A 16916-nucleotide genomic window follows, 5' to 3' on the forward strand; every position below is an offset into this window, starting at 1 on the left:
CCAACGTGAAAGCACAAGTATTTAGAGGCGTAAATCAATTATCCTACGAAGAAATCCCAGTTCCTACCCTAGAAGCAGATGAAGTGTTAGTACAGGTGCGGGTTGTGGGTTTGTGTCAGTCAGATATTAAAAAAATTCGTTATCCTCTGTATGAACCACCACGCATATTTGGACATGAAACGGCGGGAACGATCGCATCTGTAGGTGCTAATGTGAAAGGGTGGACGGTAGGACAACGGGTAGCAGTGATGCACCATATACCATGTATGCGTTGTTCCTATTGCTTAAATGATAATTTCTCTATGTGCGATGTTTATAAAAATATCTCCACTACCGCAGGTTTTAACGCCAGTGGTGGCGGTTTTGCTGAGTATGTGAAAGTTCCAGGACACATTGTGGAAAATGGGGGGTTGATTCCCATTCCTGATGATATCAGTTTTGAAGAAGCGAGTTTTGTTGAACCAACTAATTGCTGTTTAAAAGCGGTGAAAAAAGCTCAAATCGCACCGGGACAAACTGTATTAGTGACAGGGGCGGGGCCAATTGGGTTAATGTTTATGATGTTGGTGAAGTATTTTGGTGCCAGAGCGATCGCAACTGACTTACTTCCCTCTAGAATTGAAAAAGCTCTAAATGTAGGAGCAGAAGCCGCTTTTGATGCGCGAGATCCCGATTTATCCACAAAAATTCAAGCTTTAACTGGGGGAATGGGTGTTGATGTCACCTTGTTAGCAGTACCCAGTGATAAAGCGTTTTTCCAAGCTTTAGACTGTACCCGCAAAGGTGGAAAAATTCTCTTTTTCGCTGAATTTCCTGATGAACTCGAAATTCCTATCAACCCGAATATTCTCTACCGTCGGGAAATTGATTTAATGGGTAGTTATAGCTCATCCTACCGTCTGCAAAGTCTATCTGCGGATATAGTCTTTAATCGCCGCATTGATGTTAAAGCCTTAATTAGCGATCGCTATCCCTTACAAGATTTATCACAAGCCGTAGACCAAGCGATCGCACCCACACCAGAAACGTATAAAATTTTGATTTATCCATAAATTGGTAATGGGTAATGGGTAATTGGGGAAGAGGAAAAACTATTTACCAGTTATCTATTACCTAATTTTGAGTGATTTATGATCATAATCGCTTTCTTAGCTTTCTACGTCGCTTTCAACCTGGGTGCAAATGACGTTGCTAATGCAATGGGAACCTCTGTCGGTTCTAAAGCCATCACCCTCAAACAAGCAATCATTATTGCTGGCATCTTAGAATTTACAGGTGCTGTCTTATTTGGACATGGGGTAACAGAAACATTAGGGACGAAAATTGCTAACCCCGAATTATTTACCACCACACCGCAAACCTTACTTTTAGGGATGGTAACAGTACTGATATCCGCTGGAATATGGCTGCAAATTGCCACATCACGGGGTTTACCTGTATCCTCATCTCATGCAGTTGTCGGTGCGATCGCAGGCTTTACTTGGGTAGCATTAGGCATAGAAGCCATAGATTGGTCATCTATTGGTTTAATTACCATCGGTTGGATTTTAACACCTGTCATTAGTGGTATTGTTGCCGCTTTTTTTTATAGTCTTATTCAGCGTTGGATTTTGGCTCAACCTCACCCAGTAGCGCAATTACAAGAATGGATTCCCTGGTTAAGCACGATTTTAATAACTATCTTCGGTGTAATTGTGCTTCCCACCCTTACCCAACCACTAACAAACTATTTAATCAAAAAAGTTGGTTTAAACATACCTACTCACGACATCCCTATATTTACAGGTGCAGCAGCCGCCATAGGACTGACACTCTATAGCTGGCGACAACTAGATCACAACATAATCCAAAATCCAAAATCCAAAATCCAAAATCCCGTAGAAAGCTTATTTGCTCGTTTCCAACTGTTGAGTGCTTGCTTTGTTGCCTTTGCACATGGTTCCAATGATGTCGGCAATGCGATCGCACCCCTGGCGGTCATATCCTACATCAATCAAACCGGAAGCGCCCCCATTAACGGCATCACCATCCCCATTTGGATTATGATCCTTGGTGGTCTTGGCATTGTCGCCGGTTTAGCCATTTGGGGTGAAAAGGTCATCGCTACCATTGGCGAAAACATCATTTCCTTGCAACCTAGTAGCGGATTTTGTGCCGAACTAGCCACCGCCACCACCATCTTACTAGCTTCTCGATTAGGCTTACCAGTATCCACCTCCCATGCCCTAGTTGGCGGTGTAGTCGGCATTGGACTAGTGCAGAACCTAAAATCAATTAAATTCCAAACCCTCCAAGGAATTGCCTCAGCCTGGGTAATTACAGTCCCCATTAGTGCCATTCTCAGCGCCACCATCTTCAGCATTATCCGGATGATCTTAAATTGAAAATGAAATTTATGGAGATTCTCACATACTGGTTCTCTATAAATGCAATACATTCTAGGGGTACAGTTAAGTAGGGCTTCCTGTTTCACTACAAAACCTTCAGTGCTGTACTCACACATTCAACTTGAATAGACTTACGCAAGCATCATACTTAATGTTTCTTACTAAGATGCGGCAGATGTTGAAAATCTCTTAATTGTTACCAAAATTATCGAGTCTGACACATCCTGATTAATATGCCAGTTGCGTAAGCCCCATTGAATCCCACGGATTTCAAACCACCATATTCTGCAATTGGTGCTAAAAATACAGCCTATTTTTGCAGAATTTCGACTCATTTATTAGAATATTATGCAGGGAAGGGTAGTATATTTTCTTTTTTATAGAACAATACTTTAATTCCCTACAGCAACGGAAACTGTCACCCACTTTACATTTCGCACAAATTTTGGTTTTTCATAACCTACCCATCTGCAAGGCTTTGAAACAGTTATCAGTGAACAGTAGACAGTGAACAGTAAACAGTGAATAGTTATCAGTAGACAGTGAATAGTTATCAGCCTAAAAATTGATAACTGACAACTGGTAACTGATTTATCGTCAAGGTGTTAGAGGTTATAAACTAATGGGGCGATTTGAGAAGCGACCAGACAACCCAAGAATCAGAGGAGACTTATCCAGAGCAGCTGAAAACGCCCTCTGGGATGTAGTTGAGGATTTGGAAAATCTTCAAAAGAATGTTCTGAAATCGTTGCAAGACGACGTAAAGCGGCTGGAGTCCGAAAAAACCCGTTTAGCTAATGATATTCAACGATTGACCGAGGAAAAAGAAAAGTTACAGCAAGCTCGACAAATCACTGAACAGCAAGTTTTAATCCGTCAGCTGGCTGAAGTTTTGGCAAAGCATATATCTTCACAACTACAATCTTCACTAAAGACTTTAGCCACCCAATCAATTGAAGGTGGATCTTCCGAACGAGTCACATTGAGATCTGCGGAAGTTAATTCCCTCGCAGCTGGTCAGATCAATGAAAATGTTGGTCAAATGTTGGACAATTTGGATGATAGTGTCACAATTGCTTTTAGCTCGCTGCAACAAGAACTAAAAAATTATCAAAATCATCTTTCCCAGCAGTTGTCACGAATGTACGACCAACAGCAAGAAGGAGAAGACATATTAGCAGAATTTATTAATCGTCTCAGAGGGGAACTGGACAAAACCAGAGAAACAACTTCTCTCAAGGTGTTAACAGGAGGTGCGCCCACTGTATTACAACTAAATGAGCCATACAAAAACGGTTTTTTGGAGAAATCTCCAGAAAGAATTATTTCTGAACCAATTTCTCTGTTTCCCCAGGAGTCACCAAAGAGCGGAAATTTATCATCAACAGAGGCTGTAGTTACATCACCACCAACTCAGGAAAACACACCTGAGCCAATGTCTTTTCAGACTCCTGATTCTTTCACAAAACAATCAACATCAGAATTCTCTACTCAAGAAAACACACCTGAACCAATTTCTGTTCTTAGTCCTGATTCCTCGACAAAACAATCAACATCAGAATCATCAACTCAGGAAAACACACCTGAGCCAATGTCTTTTCAGAATCCTGATTCCTCGACAAAACAATCAACATCAGAATCATCAACTCAGGAAAGTACACCTGAGCCAATGTCTTTTCAGAATCCTGATTCCTCAACAAAACAATCAACATCAGAATCATCAACTCAGGAAAACACACCTGAGCCAATGTCTTTTCAGAATCCTGATTCCTCAACAAAACAATCAACATCAGAATTCTCTACTCAGGAAAAAACACCTGAGCCAATTTCTGTTCTCACTCCTGACCCCTCACCCAAGCAATCAAAATACTCACCATCACTAACACCCAAACGGGAAGCAACAACCAGAAGAGAAAGATCCCGTAGTTCCCCAAATTGGTCACCTGTTCAGGTGGGTTTCCTGTTGGTTGTGTTGTCAACTGTGATGTCATCACTTTACAACGTAGCTGTAAAGGCGCTTTTTTACCAAGGTTCTGATTTTTTAGGAAATTTCGAGACACAGCAATTAATTGCACCAACTTTGGGGAATATTTTCTTAATTTTGATGCTGAGGTTATTAGTTGTTGTGCCATTAATGTTGCTATTGGCTCCCATTTTACACCCTTCAGTTTGGCAAGACTTACAAAATTTATTTGATTCAGTAGGGAGAAATGCTACTTCCAATCAGGCAAAAACAAAACAAGTATTACTCTTGTCAGTCGCGAGTGGCTGCTTGTTATTTTTGTCCCAAGTACTCATTTATATTGCAATTGGTAAAGTTTTAACTGGAATTGCGATCGCACTCTTTTTTATCTATCCCCTGATTAATGGACTTTTAGCATGGTTCCTCTTTCGTGAACGTCCTAATGTATTCAACGCTGGTGCTATTTTCGGCATTTTTTGTGGTGAATTATTAATCTTGGGTAGTTATTCAAATGGTATGAATAATACCTCTTTAGGAATTATTTCTGGAATTATGTCCGGAATGGCTTTTGCTGTTTACGTAATTCTTACTAGGTTGTGCGCTCCGAAACTGCATCCAGTTTCTTTTGCTTTGATTAACTTCGCCACTATGTTGCTATTAAGCTTCATCTGCTTAATGGTACCACTACCAAGTGATTGGAGTTTAGCAATTAGATCAGCCAATTTACTGGAAGTGATATTAAGTGCTTTTATGTTGGGTGTCCTGACTCTTTGCGGATATTTGTTTAATAATTTTGGAATTCGCAAATTAGGTGGGCCACCATCGGCTATTATCGGCGCTCTTGTTCCAGTAGTAACCGTAATTTTTGCTGGATTGATGATTCAGGAAAAATTGGATCTTGTGCAAATCATGGGAGTGTTGTTAGTCACTGGTGGTGCAGTTGCTATCAGCTTTGAAAAAATGCGGAATCATTTGCAATCTTCTAATGCCAATAATCAAAGGATGAAGAACAATGAAACTAAATATCGTGGGTAATAATTTACTTCTGATTTCCAGTAATTGTTATATTTCTCAATTTGGATAAATTTGGTGTTAGATTATAGGTTGGTTTGATAATTAAGCCGCCTTGCAGCAGAGATTTCAGTTGGCAAAAAAGCAATTTAAATGCACCACAGTTTATACTTGATTAGCTGCATCATCCAAACTATTAACCTGATGCAGCAAAAGTCCATAATTTTTAGTGGTGAGCAGAACTACTCCGCTGTATAAAGTTAACGATTTACACCCTGAGTCATTTAAAACCAAGCAATTTTAGGGTAAAAGCATAAAAAATCTTCATCTAGTGTGAAGACAAAAATTGCATTTGGGTGTAAAATAGATAGTTTAATTTGACTACCACTCTTGTAAACGTGCTATTCATCTGTCTGTCAATATGAGTAACGACATAGATCTGATCAAACGTCTTGGTCCGAGCGCGATGGATCAGATCATGCTTTATCTAGCTTTTAGTGCCATGCGGACAAGTGGACACAGGCATGGAGCATTTTTAGATGCAGCTGCAACAGCAGCTAAGTGTGCGATTTATATGACCTATCTGGAGCAGGGACAAAACCTGCGAATGACCGGTCATTTGCACCACCTTGAGCCAAAGCGAGTCAAAATCATTGTCGAAGAAGTGAGACAGGCTCTGACTGAAGGTAAATTGCTAAAAATGCTGGGTTCCCAAGAACCTCGCTATCTGATTCAATTGCCTTACGTATGGATGGAAAAATATCCTTGGCAGCCAGGAAGATCTCGTGTTCCTGGTACAAGTCTGACTAGTGAGGAAAAAAGGCAAATTGAGCGTAAACTGCCCAAGAACCTGCCTGATGCTCAGTTAGTGACATCCTTTGAGTTTTTGGAGTTAATTGAGTTTCTCCACAAGCGATCGCAAGAGGAGTTACCACCACACCACCAAATGCCCCTGAGTGAAGCCTTGGCAGAACATATCAAGCGCCGTTTACTCTACTCCGGTACAGTCACACGCATTGATTCTCCTTGGGGAATGCCCTTCTACGCCCTCACTCGTCCTTTCTATGCTCCCGCAGACGATCAAGAGCGTACTTACACAATGGTGGAAGATACCGCTCGATACTTCCGCATGATGAAAGATTGGGCAGAACGGAAAGCAAATGCCATGCGTGCTGTAGAAGAACTGGATATACCCCTCGAACAAATGGAACAAGCTATGGAAGAATTGGATGAAATTATCCGAGCTTGGGCAGATAAATATCACCAAGATGGAGGTATGCCGATGATTCTCCAAATGGTTTTTGGTAATCAAGACGATTAAGCCGACCAAAAATTTAGACTGACCTAATCCGCTAATTTTTGGTTACGCAACTTTGATCAATCTAATTTGGGGACGACAGTAAAATATCTTTCATGGCTCTTCTTCACACCATGAGCGCGGCCATACTAAAAACGGTTTAAAAATGTCATTCTGAACGAAGTGAAGAATCTCCGATATACTTCCCTGCACTACGTTACGCTCAGTATGACATAAGTTCAGTTTTCACCCGTTTGCAGTATATTATGTGTAGAAAGCAAAGTTCTCGCACATTCGTAGTAGTCAGGAAAAGTAAATTTGAGGGGTTAAAAACAGGAAAAAAGTCCTAACATCCCCTAAACTTGCCTACCCCCGTTATTTTTGGCTTGATGGACTAGTAGGGTGGACTATTTGCCAACCCTACGATTGTAAAAATTACAGGCAAATTTAACTCTTAGATACCGCTACCACTGGGAGTTGATGGCATAGGAGTAGTTTCAAGACGAGGACTTAATCCTGGTGTTGTTGTAGATCCTTCCCCAATACTAATAATTCTGTCACTGGCATTAATACAAGTGTTCAAAGACTGAATTGGGGTTAAATCAATTTCTTTACGCAAGCCAACGACACACTGAGCAAAAGTCACGGGTAATAAACTGCGTCCACAGTAAGTTAAGGTGGTTGGGTCAATTGCCTTCTGAGTACTCTTGCTGATGCCAACTACACAGGCCGCTAATTCTTGAGGACGACGGGCTTTACTACAGGAATAAAGCGCTTCTGTAGAGGCAATTTCCGTCTGCTTTTTGATTTGAGCTACACAGCTCGACAACTCTCTTGGTCGCAGGGCTGTGGCACAACCCTGAGATGCTGCTTGTGTTGTCACTCCTACACTCAATAATTGAGCCGCACAGACCCGGTAATCATTTCTATAAGAATCTGTAACAGCTATACTCGGTATAACATTGGTCAATAATCCAGCGATCGCTACAACTGGCACTGTTAAAAATCTCAAAACATAATTTCTGTTTTGGTTCTGAAAATTGCTAATTTCTTTTTTGCTCTTTAACATAAGCTATTCTCCAAACACCAAGGTTATGCTAACTTAGAATCTGCTTAAACTCCTCTGCAATCAAGAAATTTTGACGCGATTGTCTAAAATAGTCCCAAAACCTAATACTGTGATTTTGAACTATTCCCAACAACAGAGAATGAATTTTGTCTCAGGTTAGACTATAGTAGATAGTTTGTGGCGAAAACGACTGCAAATTAATAGTCAACATTGCGTCAGCAGTGACTAAACTTCAAAAACTCAGTCTTTTGGCAACATCTGAGTTAAACGTACCGTGGGACACATGGAAACGCAGGGTCAAATCCTGAAAGCTTGGCAGGTGCTATTTTAGGTAGACAATACCCTACTTAAAAGTTAGTACCATAGAAATGAAGTCTTCCAAAGACTATTTAAACTAATTCGTTTGGTTCGAGAGAGCGGGCATTTAGGGGTAGTTTTTCAGAAGACAGATCATTAAACCAAGAATACTCTAGCTAACTGCTTTGAGGAATGTCATAATAGAATATTTGCGTAAAGTTTAAACAGGATTAAATTAAGGAAACTCATGTCCCGATATAGAGGGCCCCGCCTCAGAATTGTCCGCCGCTTGGGCGACTTACCAGGATTAACCCGGAAAAGCCCTAGACGTGCTTATCCACCCGGTCAACATGGCCAGAACCGTAAAAAGCGCTCTGAGTATGCTATCCGTCTAGAGGAAAAGCAAAAACTCCGCTTAAACTACGGTTTGACTGAAAAGCAAATGCTGCGCTATGTACGAAAAGCCAGACGTGTTACTGGTTCTACCGGACAAGTCTTGCTGCAATTTCTAGAAATGCGTTTAGATAATACAGTTTTTCGCATGGGTATGGCTCCTACCATTCCAGCGGCGCGTCAATTGGTAAATCACGGTCATGTCACCGTTAACGGTCGTGTAGTGAATATTGCCAGCTATCAGTGCCGTCCTGGTGAGGAAATTGCTGTCAGAAATAAAGAAGCATCCAAGAAATTGGTAGAAGCTAATTTGCAATATCCTGGTTTAGCTAACCTCCCCAATCACCTAGAATTTGATAAAAACAAATTGACTGGTAAAGTTAACAGCGTGATTGAGCGAGAATGGGTAGCACTCCAAGTTAATGAACTGTTGGTCGTGGAATACTACTCACGTCAAGCCTAAGTCAATTTTGGATTTTGGATTTACGATTTTGGATTAGAATTGATTTTCTTTTCATCTACAATCCAAAATCTAAAATCTAAAATTCGGTCAAGTGACTAACCCCCAATCTGCGACATGGTACGGGTGTATGTACCAGAATTACCTGAGTCGCGTTGTTTAAAGTTAATTTCGGCTTTGATATTTAATAATTGTTTGACTTGTTGTCTTAATTGGGCGGTGCTAATACCAGCACGTAAAGAAGTTTTCAAATCTATTTGACCAGTTTCGTTTAATAAACAGGGTCGTAGCCAGCCATCAGCACTCAGACGTACCCGGTTACAGCGATCGCAAAAACATTCGGACATCTGGCTGATAAATCCTAGTGTGCCTTTAGCTCCCGGAATTTGAAATACATCAGCAGGCCCGTTTCCATAAACCTGAGATTCTGTTAATCCCCAACGTTCACGAATACTGTGCCGTAAATCAGCAGAAGATATCCAACCGCGATCGCTAAATAAATGTTCATTGCCAATAGGCATAAACTCAATCAACCTGATATGCCATTGTTTCTCAATCGTTAGGGCAGCTAAATTGAGAATTTCATGGTCATTAACACCGGGAATTACCACAACATTTAACTTCAACGGGTCAAACCCCACCTGATAGGCAGCTTGAATCCCTTCCCAAACTTGTTGCCAACGTCCACGCCCATGATTACCGATAATTTGCTCAAAAGTGTCTGCTTCGAGAGAATCTAAACTAATATTAATTCTTCTTAATCCTGCATTATAAAGATTTTGTGCCATTGGAGCTAGTAAAAACCCATTGGTGGTCATAGCCAAATCTTGAGTTTGGGGAAGGTTTGCAATTTTGCTGACCAAATCTACAACACTAGGACGCAGTAGAGGTTCTCCACCAGTCAAACGAAAGCGGTTAAAGCCAAGGGGAATAAATACCTCTTGAATCAAGATGAGTATTTCCTCATCGGTTAACAACTGTTGCTTGAGGATATAGTTCAGTTCTGCTCCCTCTGGCATACAGTACTGACACCGGAAATTGCAACGATCAATTAAACTAATACGGAGATAGTCTACCTGGTTCATGGTTATTCTGGCTCAAAGCATGGGGAGACCAAATTCTAGGCTACCTCATGATTGGTGTAAGCAATTACCACGTATATTAGCAACTAGAAATTGGATTGACATTTCTAACTCCCTCCGTCTTCTTCCCTCTTCTCCCTCCTGACTCCTGACTCCTGACTCCGAACTCCGAACTCCGAACTCCGAACTCCGTTCGCGTAGCGTCTCCGTTCGGCGAAGCCGTGCCGTAGGCATAGGAGAAACTCCGAACTCCTGACTCCTAAATCATCACGAAAAACTTTTTCCCCAAGCCCTACTTAATAACTTTTCATTGCCCGTTGAATATCGCGCTGATCTTGTCGGCGTTTCAGGGATTCGCGCTTGTCGTGGAGTTTTTTACCTTTACCTAAGGCAATACTTACTTTTACCCAACCACGTTGGAGATACATTTTTAACGGGATTAGGGTTAAACCCTGCTGTTCTACCTTCCCAATTAGCTTGCGAAGTTCCTGGCGATGCAGCAGCAACTTGCGTGTGCGGCGCGGTTCATGATTAAAATATTGTCCACTGGAAGTGTAGGGAGAAATATGTATATTTATTAACCATGCCTCGCCATTGCGAAGTAACGCATAGCCATCTTGGAGATTAACCTTACCTGCACGAATCGACTTGACTTCAGTTCCGGTTAGCTGAATTCCAGCTTCATAGGTTTCTATGATTTCATACAAATAACGGGCTTGACGATTGTCGCTGATAACCTTGAAACCTTCTTTTTTGTCACTCATTGAGAATTTTGTTTGTGTTAAATATGCCTAAAATTTTCTTTAGACTGGGCGTAATTTAAGTGTAAATTAAGTAAAGATGCTTTTTAATCTTGAATATGGGGTTAAATCCCACTAACCTTACATATAATCTAACCTATCATTATAGCATTATTAAGTGCTTCGCTTGATATAAAAACGATATTAATTTCAAGACTTACGCAACTGGCATATTCAGTAAGGCGCGTCTGATGTTAAAAATCCGTTGATTATTACCAAATAATCGAGTCTGATGAACTCTACAAGAAATAATAAATACTTGACACTCTACCGTATCTGATCAGACCTAAGTTCGACATAAGATAATTTGTGGAAAACTCGCCCCCAGTAGGAGTCTCAAACCCTTATTCTCTCGCTCTTAAAAATCATAACTCCTAACTCCTAACACCGAACTCAGGTGATCAGAGATTTGTTAAGAGTTATAAACTCTCTGGGACTAATCAGTAAGAAAAGTTGAAGGTGTGTTAAATATTATTAACACTTCCTAAGGATTTAAGATTTTCTTTATAAATCATCCCCTCAGGCAGACATTAGTAGGTAATCCTGTCATAGTATGAAACATAAGAACACTATTATTGCCAGTGTCTATTGATAGTGTTTATAAAAGCAAATTGCTGAGTAACAAAAATGCTAGGGGTGTACTGTCCATGCCCTTGAAGATCCTTGTAGTGGATGACGACCTGGGCACTCGTCTGTCTATTAGCGACTATCTTGAACTGTCTGGCTATGCGGTGATTATGGCTGATGACGGTCAAGAGGCTTTGGCTATGGTAGAAGAGAACCAGCCTGATTTAATTGTCACAGATATTGTCATGCCAAGGATGAACGGCTATGAACTAGTGCGTCGGGTACGTAAACAATCAGAATTTAGATTATTACCTGTAATTTTGTTAACAGCTCGTACCAAAACCCAAGAAAGAATTCTCGGCTATCAATCAGGCTGTGATTTATATTTACCTAAGCCTTTTGAATTAGAAGAGTTAGCTGCGGCTATTCGTAATTTATTAGAGCGATCGCAAATTATTCAATCAGAGTACCGCTTTTCTCATCAAGAAAACCTAGATAGTTCCCACTCTACAAAAACAGTAGACAGCCATAATTCTCTGTCTACTCAAATTCATATATCCCCAGTACTTTCATCACTAACTACCAGAGAACAGGAAGTTTTAGAACTATTGACCCATGGATTCTCTAATGCCGATATGGGACATCAACTACACCTGAGTCCGCGAACAGTAGAAAAATATGTCAGCAGTTTATTAAGAAAAACATCAACCAGCAATCGAGCCGAACTGGTACGTTTTGCAATGAAGCATGGTCTAGTGGAGTAGATTGCAGGAGAGCAGGGGGAGAGTATTTATCTATCTTCTGACTCCTAACTCCTGCCTCCTGAACTCCTATTTTCTAAACTTGTTGAGTTTGAACATAGTCTAATAGACCTTCGCAAGCATCAATGAGCAGATCAATCACCTGATTAAAGCCCTCTGTACCACCATAATAGGGGTCTGGAACTTCTTTAAGGGTGTGTCTAGAACAAAAATCACACATCAAGCGGACTTTATGATGATATTGCCCAGAAAGGTCAACAGCCAGGATATTTTCATAATTGTCTTTATCCATTGCCAGAATTAAATCAAACTCCTGAAAATCTGACTTCGTAAACTGACGGGCTTGACCACGGAGTTCAATTCCCAACTTTGTCACCGCAGCAGCACTCATGCGTCGGTCAGGTGCTGATCCAATGTGATAACTAGAAGTACCAGCAGAATCGCAATAAATACCATCTCCCAAATCAGCCTGATCAATGAGAAGATTCATAATATTTTCAGCTGAGGGCGATCGGCAAATATTACCAAGGCAGACAAAAAGTAACTTGTAAGGCATAAAATTCTTTTGTCCTTTGTCATTAGTCATAGCTAATGACTAATGACTAATGACTAAAATCCAGGTAGTTCTAGTCCACTGGTCAATTCTTCCATGCTTTCCCGCATAGTAGCAGTGGACTTGTTGTAGGCATCTTTCATCGCCGCTGTTACAAGATCAGAAAGTACTTCAACGCCTTCTGCCAATGCCTCTGGGGAAATCTCTACCCGCTTAGGCTCTTGGTTGCCACTGACAATCACCTTAACCAAACCACCGCCAGATTCTCCTTGGATCTCCATTTTCTCCAATTGTTCCTGGAGAAGTTTTGCACCTTCCTGAACTTGCTGGGCTTTTTTGAAAGCGTCAGCCAGTTCTTTCATTTTTCCTAAACCAAAACCAAAGCCCTGTCCTTTTCCTGATGTCATAATTAATTTTTCACTTATGCTTTGAATAACAAATCAAATTCAATTATAGATGTGGCTGGTAATTGGTAATTGGTAATTGGGGATTGGTAATTTTCTTGAACCAGTCCCCAATCCCTAGTCCCTATCAACCAACAGGTTGAAACTCACCGATCATTTTTACTTCAGGTTCCAACCAAATTGACCAACGTTCTTGTACCTCACGTTGAATATGGCTAATTAGACAGAATATATCGCTGGCTTTAGCTCCACCACGATTAACGATAAAATTGGCATGAAGCAATGCTACTTGCGCTCCACCAATTTGATAGCCTTTTAAACCAGCTTGTTCAATCAACCACCCAGCAGAGTAAGGGCTAGGATTGCGGAACACACTACCACAACTGGGAAAATTGTAAGGTTGGGTACTAAGCCGATGCTTTTTGTGTTGCTTGGTAGTAGCTATAACTAGTGCTGGATCTGCACCTGGTTGGAGTTGAAAGGTAGCTTGGGTAACTATACGTTTGCCACCTTGCAATAATGAAGTCCGGTATTTATAGCCTAGTTCAGCCGGGGTGAGAGTTTCTAAAGTACCGTCGGGTGAGAGAACTTCGGCACTAACTAACATATCTTCAATACAACTATTATGCGCCCCTGCGTTCATAACAACAGCACCACCAACAGTTCCAGGAATACCAACAGCCCACTCTAAACCTTGCCATCCTAAATCTGCTGCTTCCCATGCCAAACTAGGAATAGATTCCCCCGCAGCGACGGTTAATTGACCTGTTTGTGGGTCGAAGTGCTTAGAACGGAAATGACGAGTGGCAATAACTAAACCGGGTATACCTTGATCACTAACCAACAAGTTAGAACCTGCGCCTAATATTGTTACTGGTAAAGCTAGTTCTTTTGCATACTTGATACTAGCTTGTAGTGCTTCTAAGTTACGAGGAGCAACGTACAATTCAGCCCCTCCCCCAACTCTATAAGAAGTAAATGCTGATAAAGAAGCCTGGGACTTGATCACACAATCAGTGCCGGGTAAGTAAATTACATTACCATCGACAGAATTAATCGTTTCTTGTTTATTGGTAGTCAAAGCAGAAATCGTACAGACGTTTCCAACTGCCTGGGAGGTTATCATCGTTGCTTTTATTGGTAATTTCTATTACTTTTTTACCGATTGAATCCGGTAATAAAATTTAACTAATGAACCTATTGCTAGATTGAGAATTGACTTACAAAACAAAACCTAGCAAGTTTGCTCTACTTATGATGTAGCTGTAACTGTAGCTGGTTCACGGAGAGTGGCAATGATTTCAGGAATTGCTTGATTTAAATTACCTGCACCCAAAAATAATGCCAAGTCACCCGGTCGCAGAGTTAACAATAAGGATTCGCACACTGAGGATAAGGTTGGTTGATAAATCACCTGCTGGTGTTGCTTGGCAATTTCTGCGGCCAGTTGTTCACCACTAATCTGTCCTAAATCAGGTTCACCTGCACTGTAAATGTCAGTCAGGACTACTACATCAGCATGGGTAAAGGATTCGGCAAATTCTTCTAAAAAAGTAAGTGTACGACTATAACGATGTGGTTGGAATATGGCAACTACTCTTTGTCCTGGTCTAGCCTGGAGACGTGCTGCGGCAAGAGTAGCACGAATCTCGCTGGGGTGATGGGCATAGTCATCAATAAAGGTAATTCCGGCTGCTTCGCCCCGGAATTCAAAGCGCCGTCTTGCACCTTCAAAGGTGGCAATGCCTTTGGCAATTTCACCAAATTCTAAACCTAGTGAGCGTCCCACCGCTACTGCGGCTAGAGCATTGCTAAGATTATGCCGACTCAAAAGTTGCAAATTCAAGACACCTATGGCTTTACCTTTTTCCCAAACGAGTGCAGTAGTACCATCAGCGCGGTAGTCAATGTTGGTAACGGTATAGTCAGCATTGGTATCTGGATGTAGACTATAGCTGATTGTTGGTTTCAATCTATCGCGCACTGTTTCACAATCAATGCTACCTATGAGGATTTTGCAACCTTGAGCGAATTGTTGGAAAGTATCAATTACTTCCTCTAATGTGTCGTAGTGGTCGGGGTGATCGAGTTCAATATTGGTGATGATCCCAATCTCTGGTGAGTGTTTCACCAAAGAACCATCTGATTCATCCGCTTCAGCTACCAAATACTGACTTGCGCCTAATCGAGCATTTCCTTCCCAAGCGTTGACTTCACCACCTACCAAAATTGTTGGGTCAAGACCAGCTTGTAGTAGCATATAACCAATCATGCTACTAGTGGTTGTTTTGCCGTGAGTTCCTGCCACAGCAATGCTGTGGTAATCAGCAATCAGGGCTGCTAGGACATCCGAACGATGTAAAATTGGGCAACCCAATTCTAGGGCTGCTTTGTATTCCAAATTACTGGCGTTGATAGCTGTTGAACAAATTACTTGTGGCAAAATGGTATGGTCAGCAAGTAATTGTTTTTGTGAATTTAATGATACTTCATTAGTTAATTCTTGGGGACGAAAGAATTCAAGATTGCTTGCTTCTTGTCTACTAAAAATGTGAGCGCCAAGAGATTCTAACTTGCGAGTAATTTGGTTAGGACGCAGGTCAGAACCAGAGACTGGTAATTGACGCTTTGCTAAAACATAAGCTAAGGCAGACATTCCTATGCCGCCAATTCCAATGAAATGAAATGGTCTACCGTTAAAATCTATAGAATTACTCATCTTTTGTTCCTCTGACACCACACCACATAATCATCACAAATGACACGCGTATCATAACAGGATTTTGATTTTTACAGATACGGCTTCTGTAAGATTTTCATAGCCGTATGAGGGATTAATTTTTTACTTTGTTTTGCTTGTTCAGAAAGATATTACCCTCATGAGAGATTTTTATATTTCTGATATCTTCTTATGATTATTCTGAAAATTAAGACTACATCGGGAAAAAAATCTGGTAATGTTAAATACATATTATTGAGTACCTTACTGGAATTAGCTCCTGATTTGAAATTACCTCAAGGCTCAGGGTGAATTGACTACAATAGTACATTGGCAGTGAAAATATTATTCAACTGAATTCAATTGATTGCAGCAAGAATTCCCTGGACTCAAAGTATTAGTCCGGGTAGAAAGGTCAGTTGATCACTTTTATATGTCCCTAAGACCATCCCCCAATCCCTAAACTTGATGCAGCGACTAGCAATTTTTGGTGGCACATTTGACCCAATTCATTGGGGACACCTGCTTGTAGCTGAAATAGCTCTGGCTCAATTACACCTAGAACAGGTGATTTGGGTGCCCTCAAGAAATCCTCCTCATAAACAAGCAGCTTTGTTTGAGCATCGAGTAGCAATGCTGCAACTAGCTATGGCAAACAACCCAGTGTTTACCGTCTCACTAATTGAGGGAGAACGCACTGGGACTTCTTATGCTATCAACACCCTGATTGATTTATCTAATTGCTATCCAAATACTCATTGGTACTGGATTATTGGTTTGGATGCTTTCCAAACTTTACCCCGTTGGTATCTTGGACACGAACTAGCACAAATGTGTGATTGGTTAATCGCACCCCGACTGCTAGGTGGTGAGACTATAGCTCAAAGTGAGTCAATCTGCAAGCAAGTGGAACAAGAACTGAAAGCACAAACTGAAAAGTTAGTGCTGACAAGATACCTCGGACGAGCAGAGCGATCGCACATCATTCACTGGCAATTACTGAATACACCTTTAGTAAGAGTTTCGTCAAGTATAATCCGGGAATTTTGTCGCGTCAGCCATTCAATTCATGGTTTAGTCCCGGAGTCGGTCAGCTATTACATCACCAACCACAACCTTTACTCCAACAATTCTGAATAAATTCTGTGTTTTT

The 16916-nt window shown here is 41.1% G+C and carries 15 protein-coding genes; 7 read left to right on the plus strand and 8 right to left on the minus strand.

Annotated features, from left to right (window positions below; genetic code table 11):
- The first annotated feature begins 5 nt into the window (after positions 1–5).
- The 4 genes from AC012T_RS01090 to hetR all read left to right on the plus strand — a co-directional run bounded on the left by AC012T_RS01090 (position 6) and on the right by hetR (position 6682).
- The gene (locus AC012T_RS01090) at positions 6–1052 is read left to right on the plus strand and encodes a zinc-dependent dehydrogenase (RefSeq protein WP_487062503.1); all 1047 of its coding nucleotides are present in this window, start codon (positions 6–8) and stop codon (positions 1050–1052) included.
- A 78-nt stretch (positions 1053–1130) separates the two neighbouring features.
- A complete protein-coding gene (locus tag AC012T_RS01095) occupies positions 1131–2384 on the plus strand; it encodes an inorganic phosphate transporter (RefSeq protein ID WP_487062504.1) in 1254 nt (417 codons plus the stop codon).
- A 625-nt stretch (positions 2385–3009) separates the two neighbouring features.
- Positions 3010–5385, plus strand: coding sequence for an EamA family transporter (locus AC012T_RS01100; RefSeq protein WP_487062505.1), 2376 nt, complete (start codon positions 3010–3012; stop codon positions 5383–5385).
- Between the two features lie 397 nt (positions 5386–5782).
- Positions 5783–6682, plus strand: coding sequence for a heterocyst differentiation master regulator HetR (gene hetR, locus AC012T_RS01105; RefSeq protein WP_015212514.1), 900 nt, complete (start codon positions 5783–5785; stop codon positions 6680–6682).
- A gap of 430 nt (positions 6683–7112) precedes the next feature.
- Here hetR and AC012T_RS01110 read toward each other — a convergent pair whose 3' ends face one another.
- Complete coding sequence (locus AC012T_RS01110) at positions 7113–7727, minus strand: hypothetical protein (RefSeq protein WP_487062506.1); 615 nt, start codon at positions 7725–7727, stop codon at positions 7113–7115.
- A gap of 544 nt (positions 7728–8271) precedes the next feature.
- Between AC012T_RS01110 and rpsD the strand changes: the two genes are divergently transcribed.
- Positions 8272–8880 (plus strand): 30S ribosomal protein S4, encoded by a 609-nt coding sequence (gene rpsD, locus AC012T_RS01115; protein WP_015212516.1) that lies wholly within the window; start codon positions 8272–8274, stop codon positions 8878–8880.
- Between the two features lie 95 nt (positions 8881–8975).
- On the opposite strand, the gene moaA is transcribed toward rpsD, so the two are convergent.
- The 3 genes from moaA to smpB form a co-directional block, all read right to left on the minus strand.
- Positions 8976–9962 (minus strand): GTP 3',8-cyclase MoaA, encoded by a 987-nt coding sequence (moaA, locus tag AC012T_RS01120; RefSeq protein ID WP_487062507.1) that lies wholly within the window; start codon positions 9960–9962, stop codon positions 8976–8978.
- A gap of 45 nt (positions 9963–10007) precedes the next feature.
- The gene (locus tag AC012T_RS01125; protein ID WP_487062508.1) at positions 10008–10193 is read right to left on the minus strand and encodes a hypothetical protein; all 186 of its coding nucleotides are present in this window, start codon (positions 10191–10193) and stop codon (positions 10008–10010) included.
- A 62-nt stretch (positions 10194–10255) separates the two neighbouring features.
- Positions 10256–10723, minus strand: coding sequence for an SsrA-binding protein SmpB (gene smpB / locus AC012T_RS01130; protein ID WP_323309559.1), 468 nt, complete (start codon positions 10721–10723; stop codon positions 10256–10258).
- Positions 10724–11406: 683 nt separating this feature from the next.
- Between smpB and AC012T_RS01135 the strand changes: the two genes are divergently transcribed.
- Complete coding sequence (locus tag AC012T_RS01135; RefSeq protein WP_487066384.1) at positions 11407–12090, plus strand: response regulator transcription factor; 684 nt, start codon at positions 11407–11409, stop codon at positions 12088–12090.
- A gap of 73 nt (positions 12091–12163) precedes the next feature.
- Here the strand turns inward: AC012T_RS01135 and AC012T_RS01140 are convergent, their stop codons facing one another.
- The 4 genes from AC012T_RS01140 to murC all read right to left on the minus strand — a co-directional run bounded on the left by AC012T_RS01140 (position 12164) and on the right by murC (position 15763).
- On the minus strand, positions 12164–12643 hold the full coding sequence (locus tag AC012T_RS01140; protein ID WP_487066386.1) for a low molecular weight protein-tyrosine-phosphatase: 480 nt from the start codon (positions 12641–12643) through the stop codon (positions 12164–12166).
- Between the two features lie 53 nt (positions 12644–12696).
- Positions 12697–13047 carry a YbaB/EbfC family nucleoid-associated protein gene (locus AC012T_RS01145; RefSeq protein WP_487062509.1) on the minus strand — a complete coding sequence of 117 codons (351 nt, stop codon included), beginning with the start codon at positions 13045–13047 and terminating at the stop codon, positions 12697–12699.
- A gap of 124 nt (positions 13048–13171) precedes the next feature.
- A complete protein-coding gene (gene murB, locus AC012T_RS01150; protein ID WP_487062510.1) occupies positions 13172–14170 on the minus strand; it encodes a UDP-N-acetylmuramate dehydrogenase in 999 nt (332 codons plus the stop codon).
- A gap of 126 nt (positions 14171–14296) precedes the next feature.
- Positions 14297–15763 carry a UDP-N-acetylmuramate--L-alanine ligase gene (gene murC, locus AC012T_RS01155; protein ID WP_487062511.1) on the minus strand — a complete coding sequence of 489 codons (1467 nt, stop codon included), beginning with the start codon at positions 15761–15763 and terminating at the stop codon, positions 14297–14299.
- A gap of 468 nt (positions 15764–16231) precedes the next feature.
- Here murC and nadD point away from each other — a divergent pair, with 468 nt between their 5' ends.
- Complete coding sequence (nadD, locus tag AC012T_RS01160) at positions 16232–16903, plus strand: nicotinate (nicotinamide) nucleotide adenylyltransferase (protein WP_487062512.1); 672 nt, start codon at positions 16232–16234, stop codon at positions 16901–16903.
- Positions 16904–16916: the final 13 nt, after the last annotated feature.

The organism is Anabaena sp. EIM26 (genome assembly GCF_057568715.1).

What these genes read in the sequence shown, in the direction of transcription:
- AC012T_RS01110 (WP_487062506.1), bottom strand. Translation starts at nt 7,727, where the DNA reads ATGTTAAAGAGCAAAAAAGAAATTAGCAATTTTCAGAACCAAAACAGA.
- AC012T_RS01125 (WP_487062508.1), bottom strand. Translation starts at nt 10,193, where the DNA reads ATGCCTACGGCACGGCTTCGCCGAACGGAGACGCTACGCGAACGGAGT.
- smpB (WP_323309559.1), bottom strand. Translation starts at nt 10,723, where the DNA reads ATGAGTGACAAAAAAGAAGGTTTCAAGGTTATCAGCGACAATCGTCAA.
- murC (WP_487062511.1), bottom strand. Translation starts at nt 15,763, where the DNA reads ATGAGTAATTCTATAGATTTTAACGGTAGACCATTTCATTTCATTGGA.
- moaA (WP_487062507.1), bottom strand. Translation starts at nt 9,962, where the DNA reads ATGAACCAGGTAGACTATCTCCGTATTAGTTTAATTGATCGTTGCAAT.
- AC012T_RS01095 (WP_487062504.1), top strand. Translation starts at nt 1,131, where the DNA reads ATGATCATAATCGCTTTCTTAGCTTTCTACGTCGCTTTCAACCTGGGT.
- murB (WP_487062510.1), bottom strand. Translation starts at nt 14,170, where the DNA reads ATGATAACCTCCCAGGCAGTTGGAAACGTCTGTACGATTTCTGCTTTG.
- nadD (WP_487062512.1), top strand. Translation starts at nt 16,232, where the DNA reads ATGCAGCGACTAGCAATTTTTGGTGGCACATTTGACCCAATTCATTGG.
- AC012T_RS01100 (WP_487062505.1), top strand. Translation starts at nt 3,010, where the DNA reads ATGGGGCGATTTGAGAAGCGACCAGACAACCCAAGAATCAGAGGAGAC.
- rpsD (WP_015212516.1), top strand. Translation starts at nt 8,272, where the DNA reads ATGTCCCGATATAGAGGGCCCCGCCTCAGAATTGTCCGCCGCTTGGGC.
- hetR (WP_015212514.1), top strand. Translation starts at nt 5,783, where the DNA reads ATGAGTAACGACATAGATCTGATCAAACGTCTTGGTCCGAGCGCGATG.
- AC012T_RS01135 (WP_487066384.1), top strand. Translation starts at nt 11,407, where the DNA reads ATGCCCTTGAAGATCCTTGTAGTGGATGACGACCTGGGCACTCGTCTG.
- AC012T_RS01140 (WP_487066386.1), bottom strand. Translation starts at nt 12,643, where the DNA reads ATGCCTTACAAGTTACTTTTTGTCTGCCTTGGTAATATTTGCCGATCG.
- AC012T_RS01145 (WP_487062509.1), bottom strand. Translation starts at nt 13,047, where the DNA reads ATGACATCAGGAAAAGGACAGGGCTTTGGTTTTGGTTTAGGAAAAATG.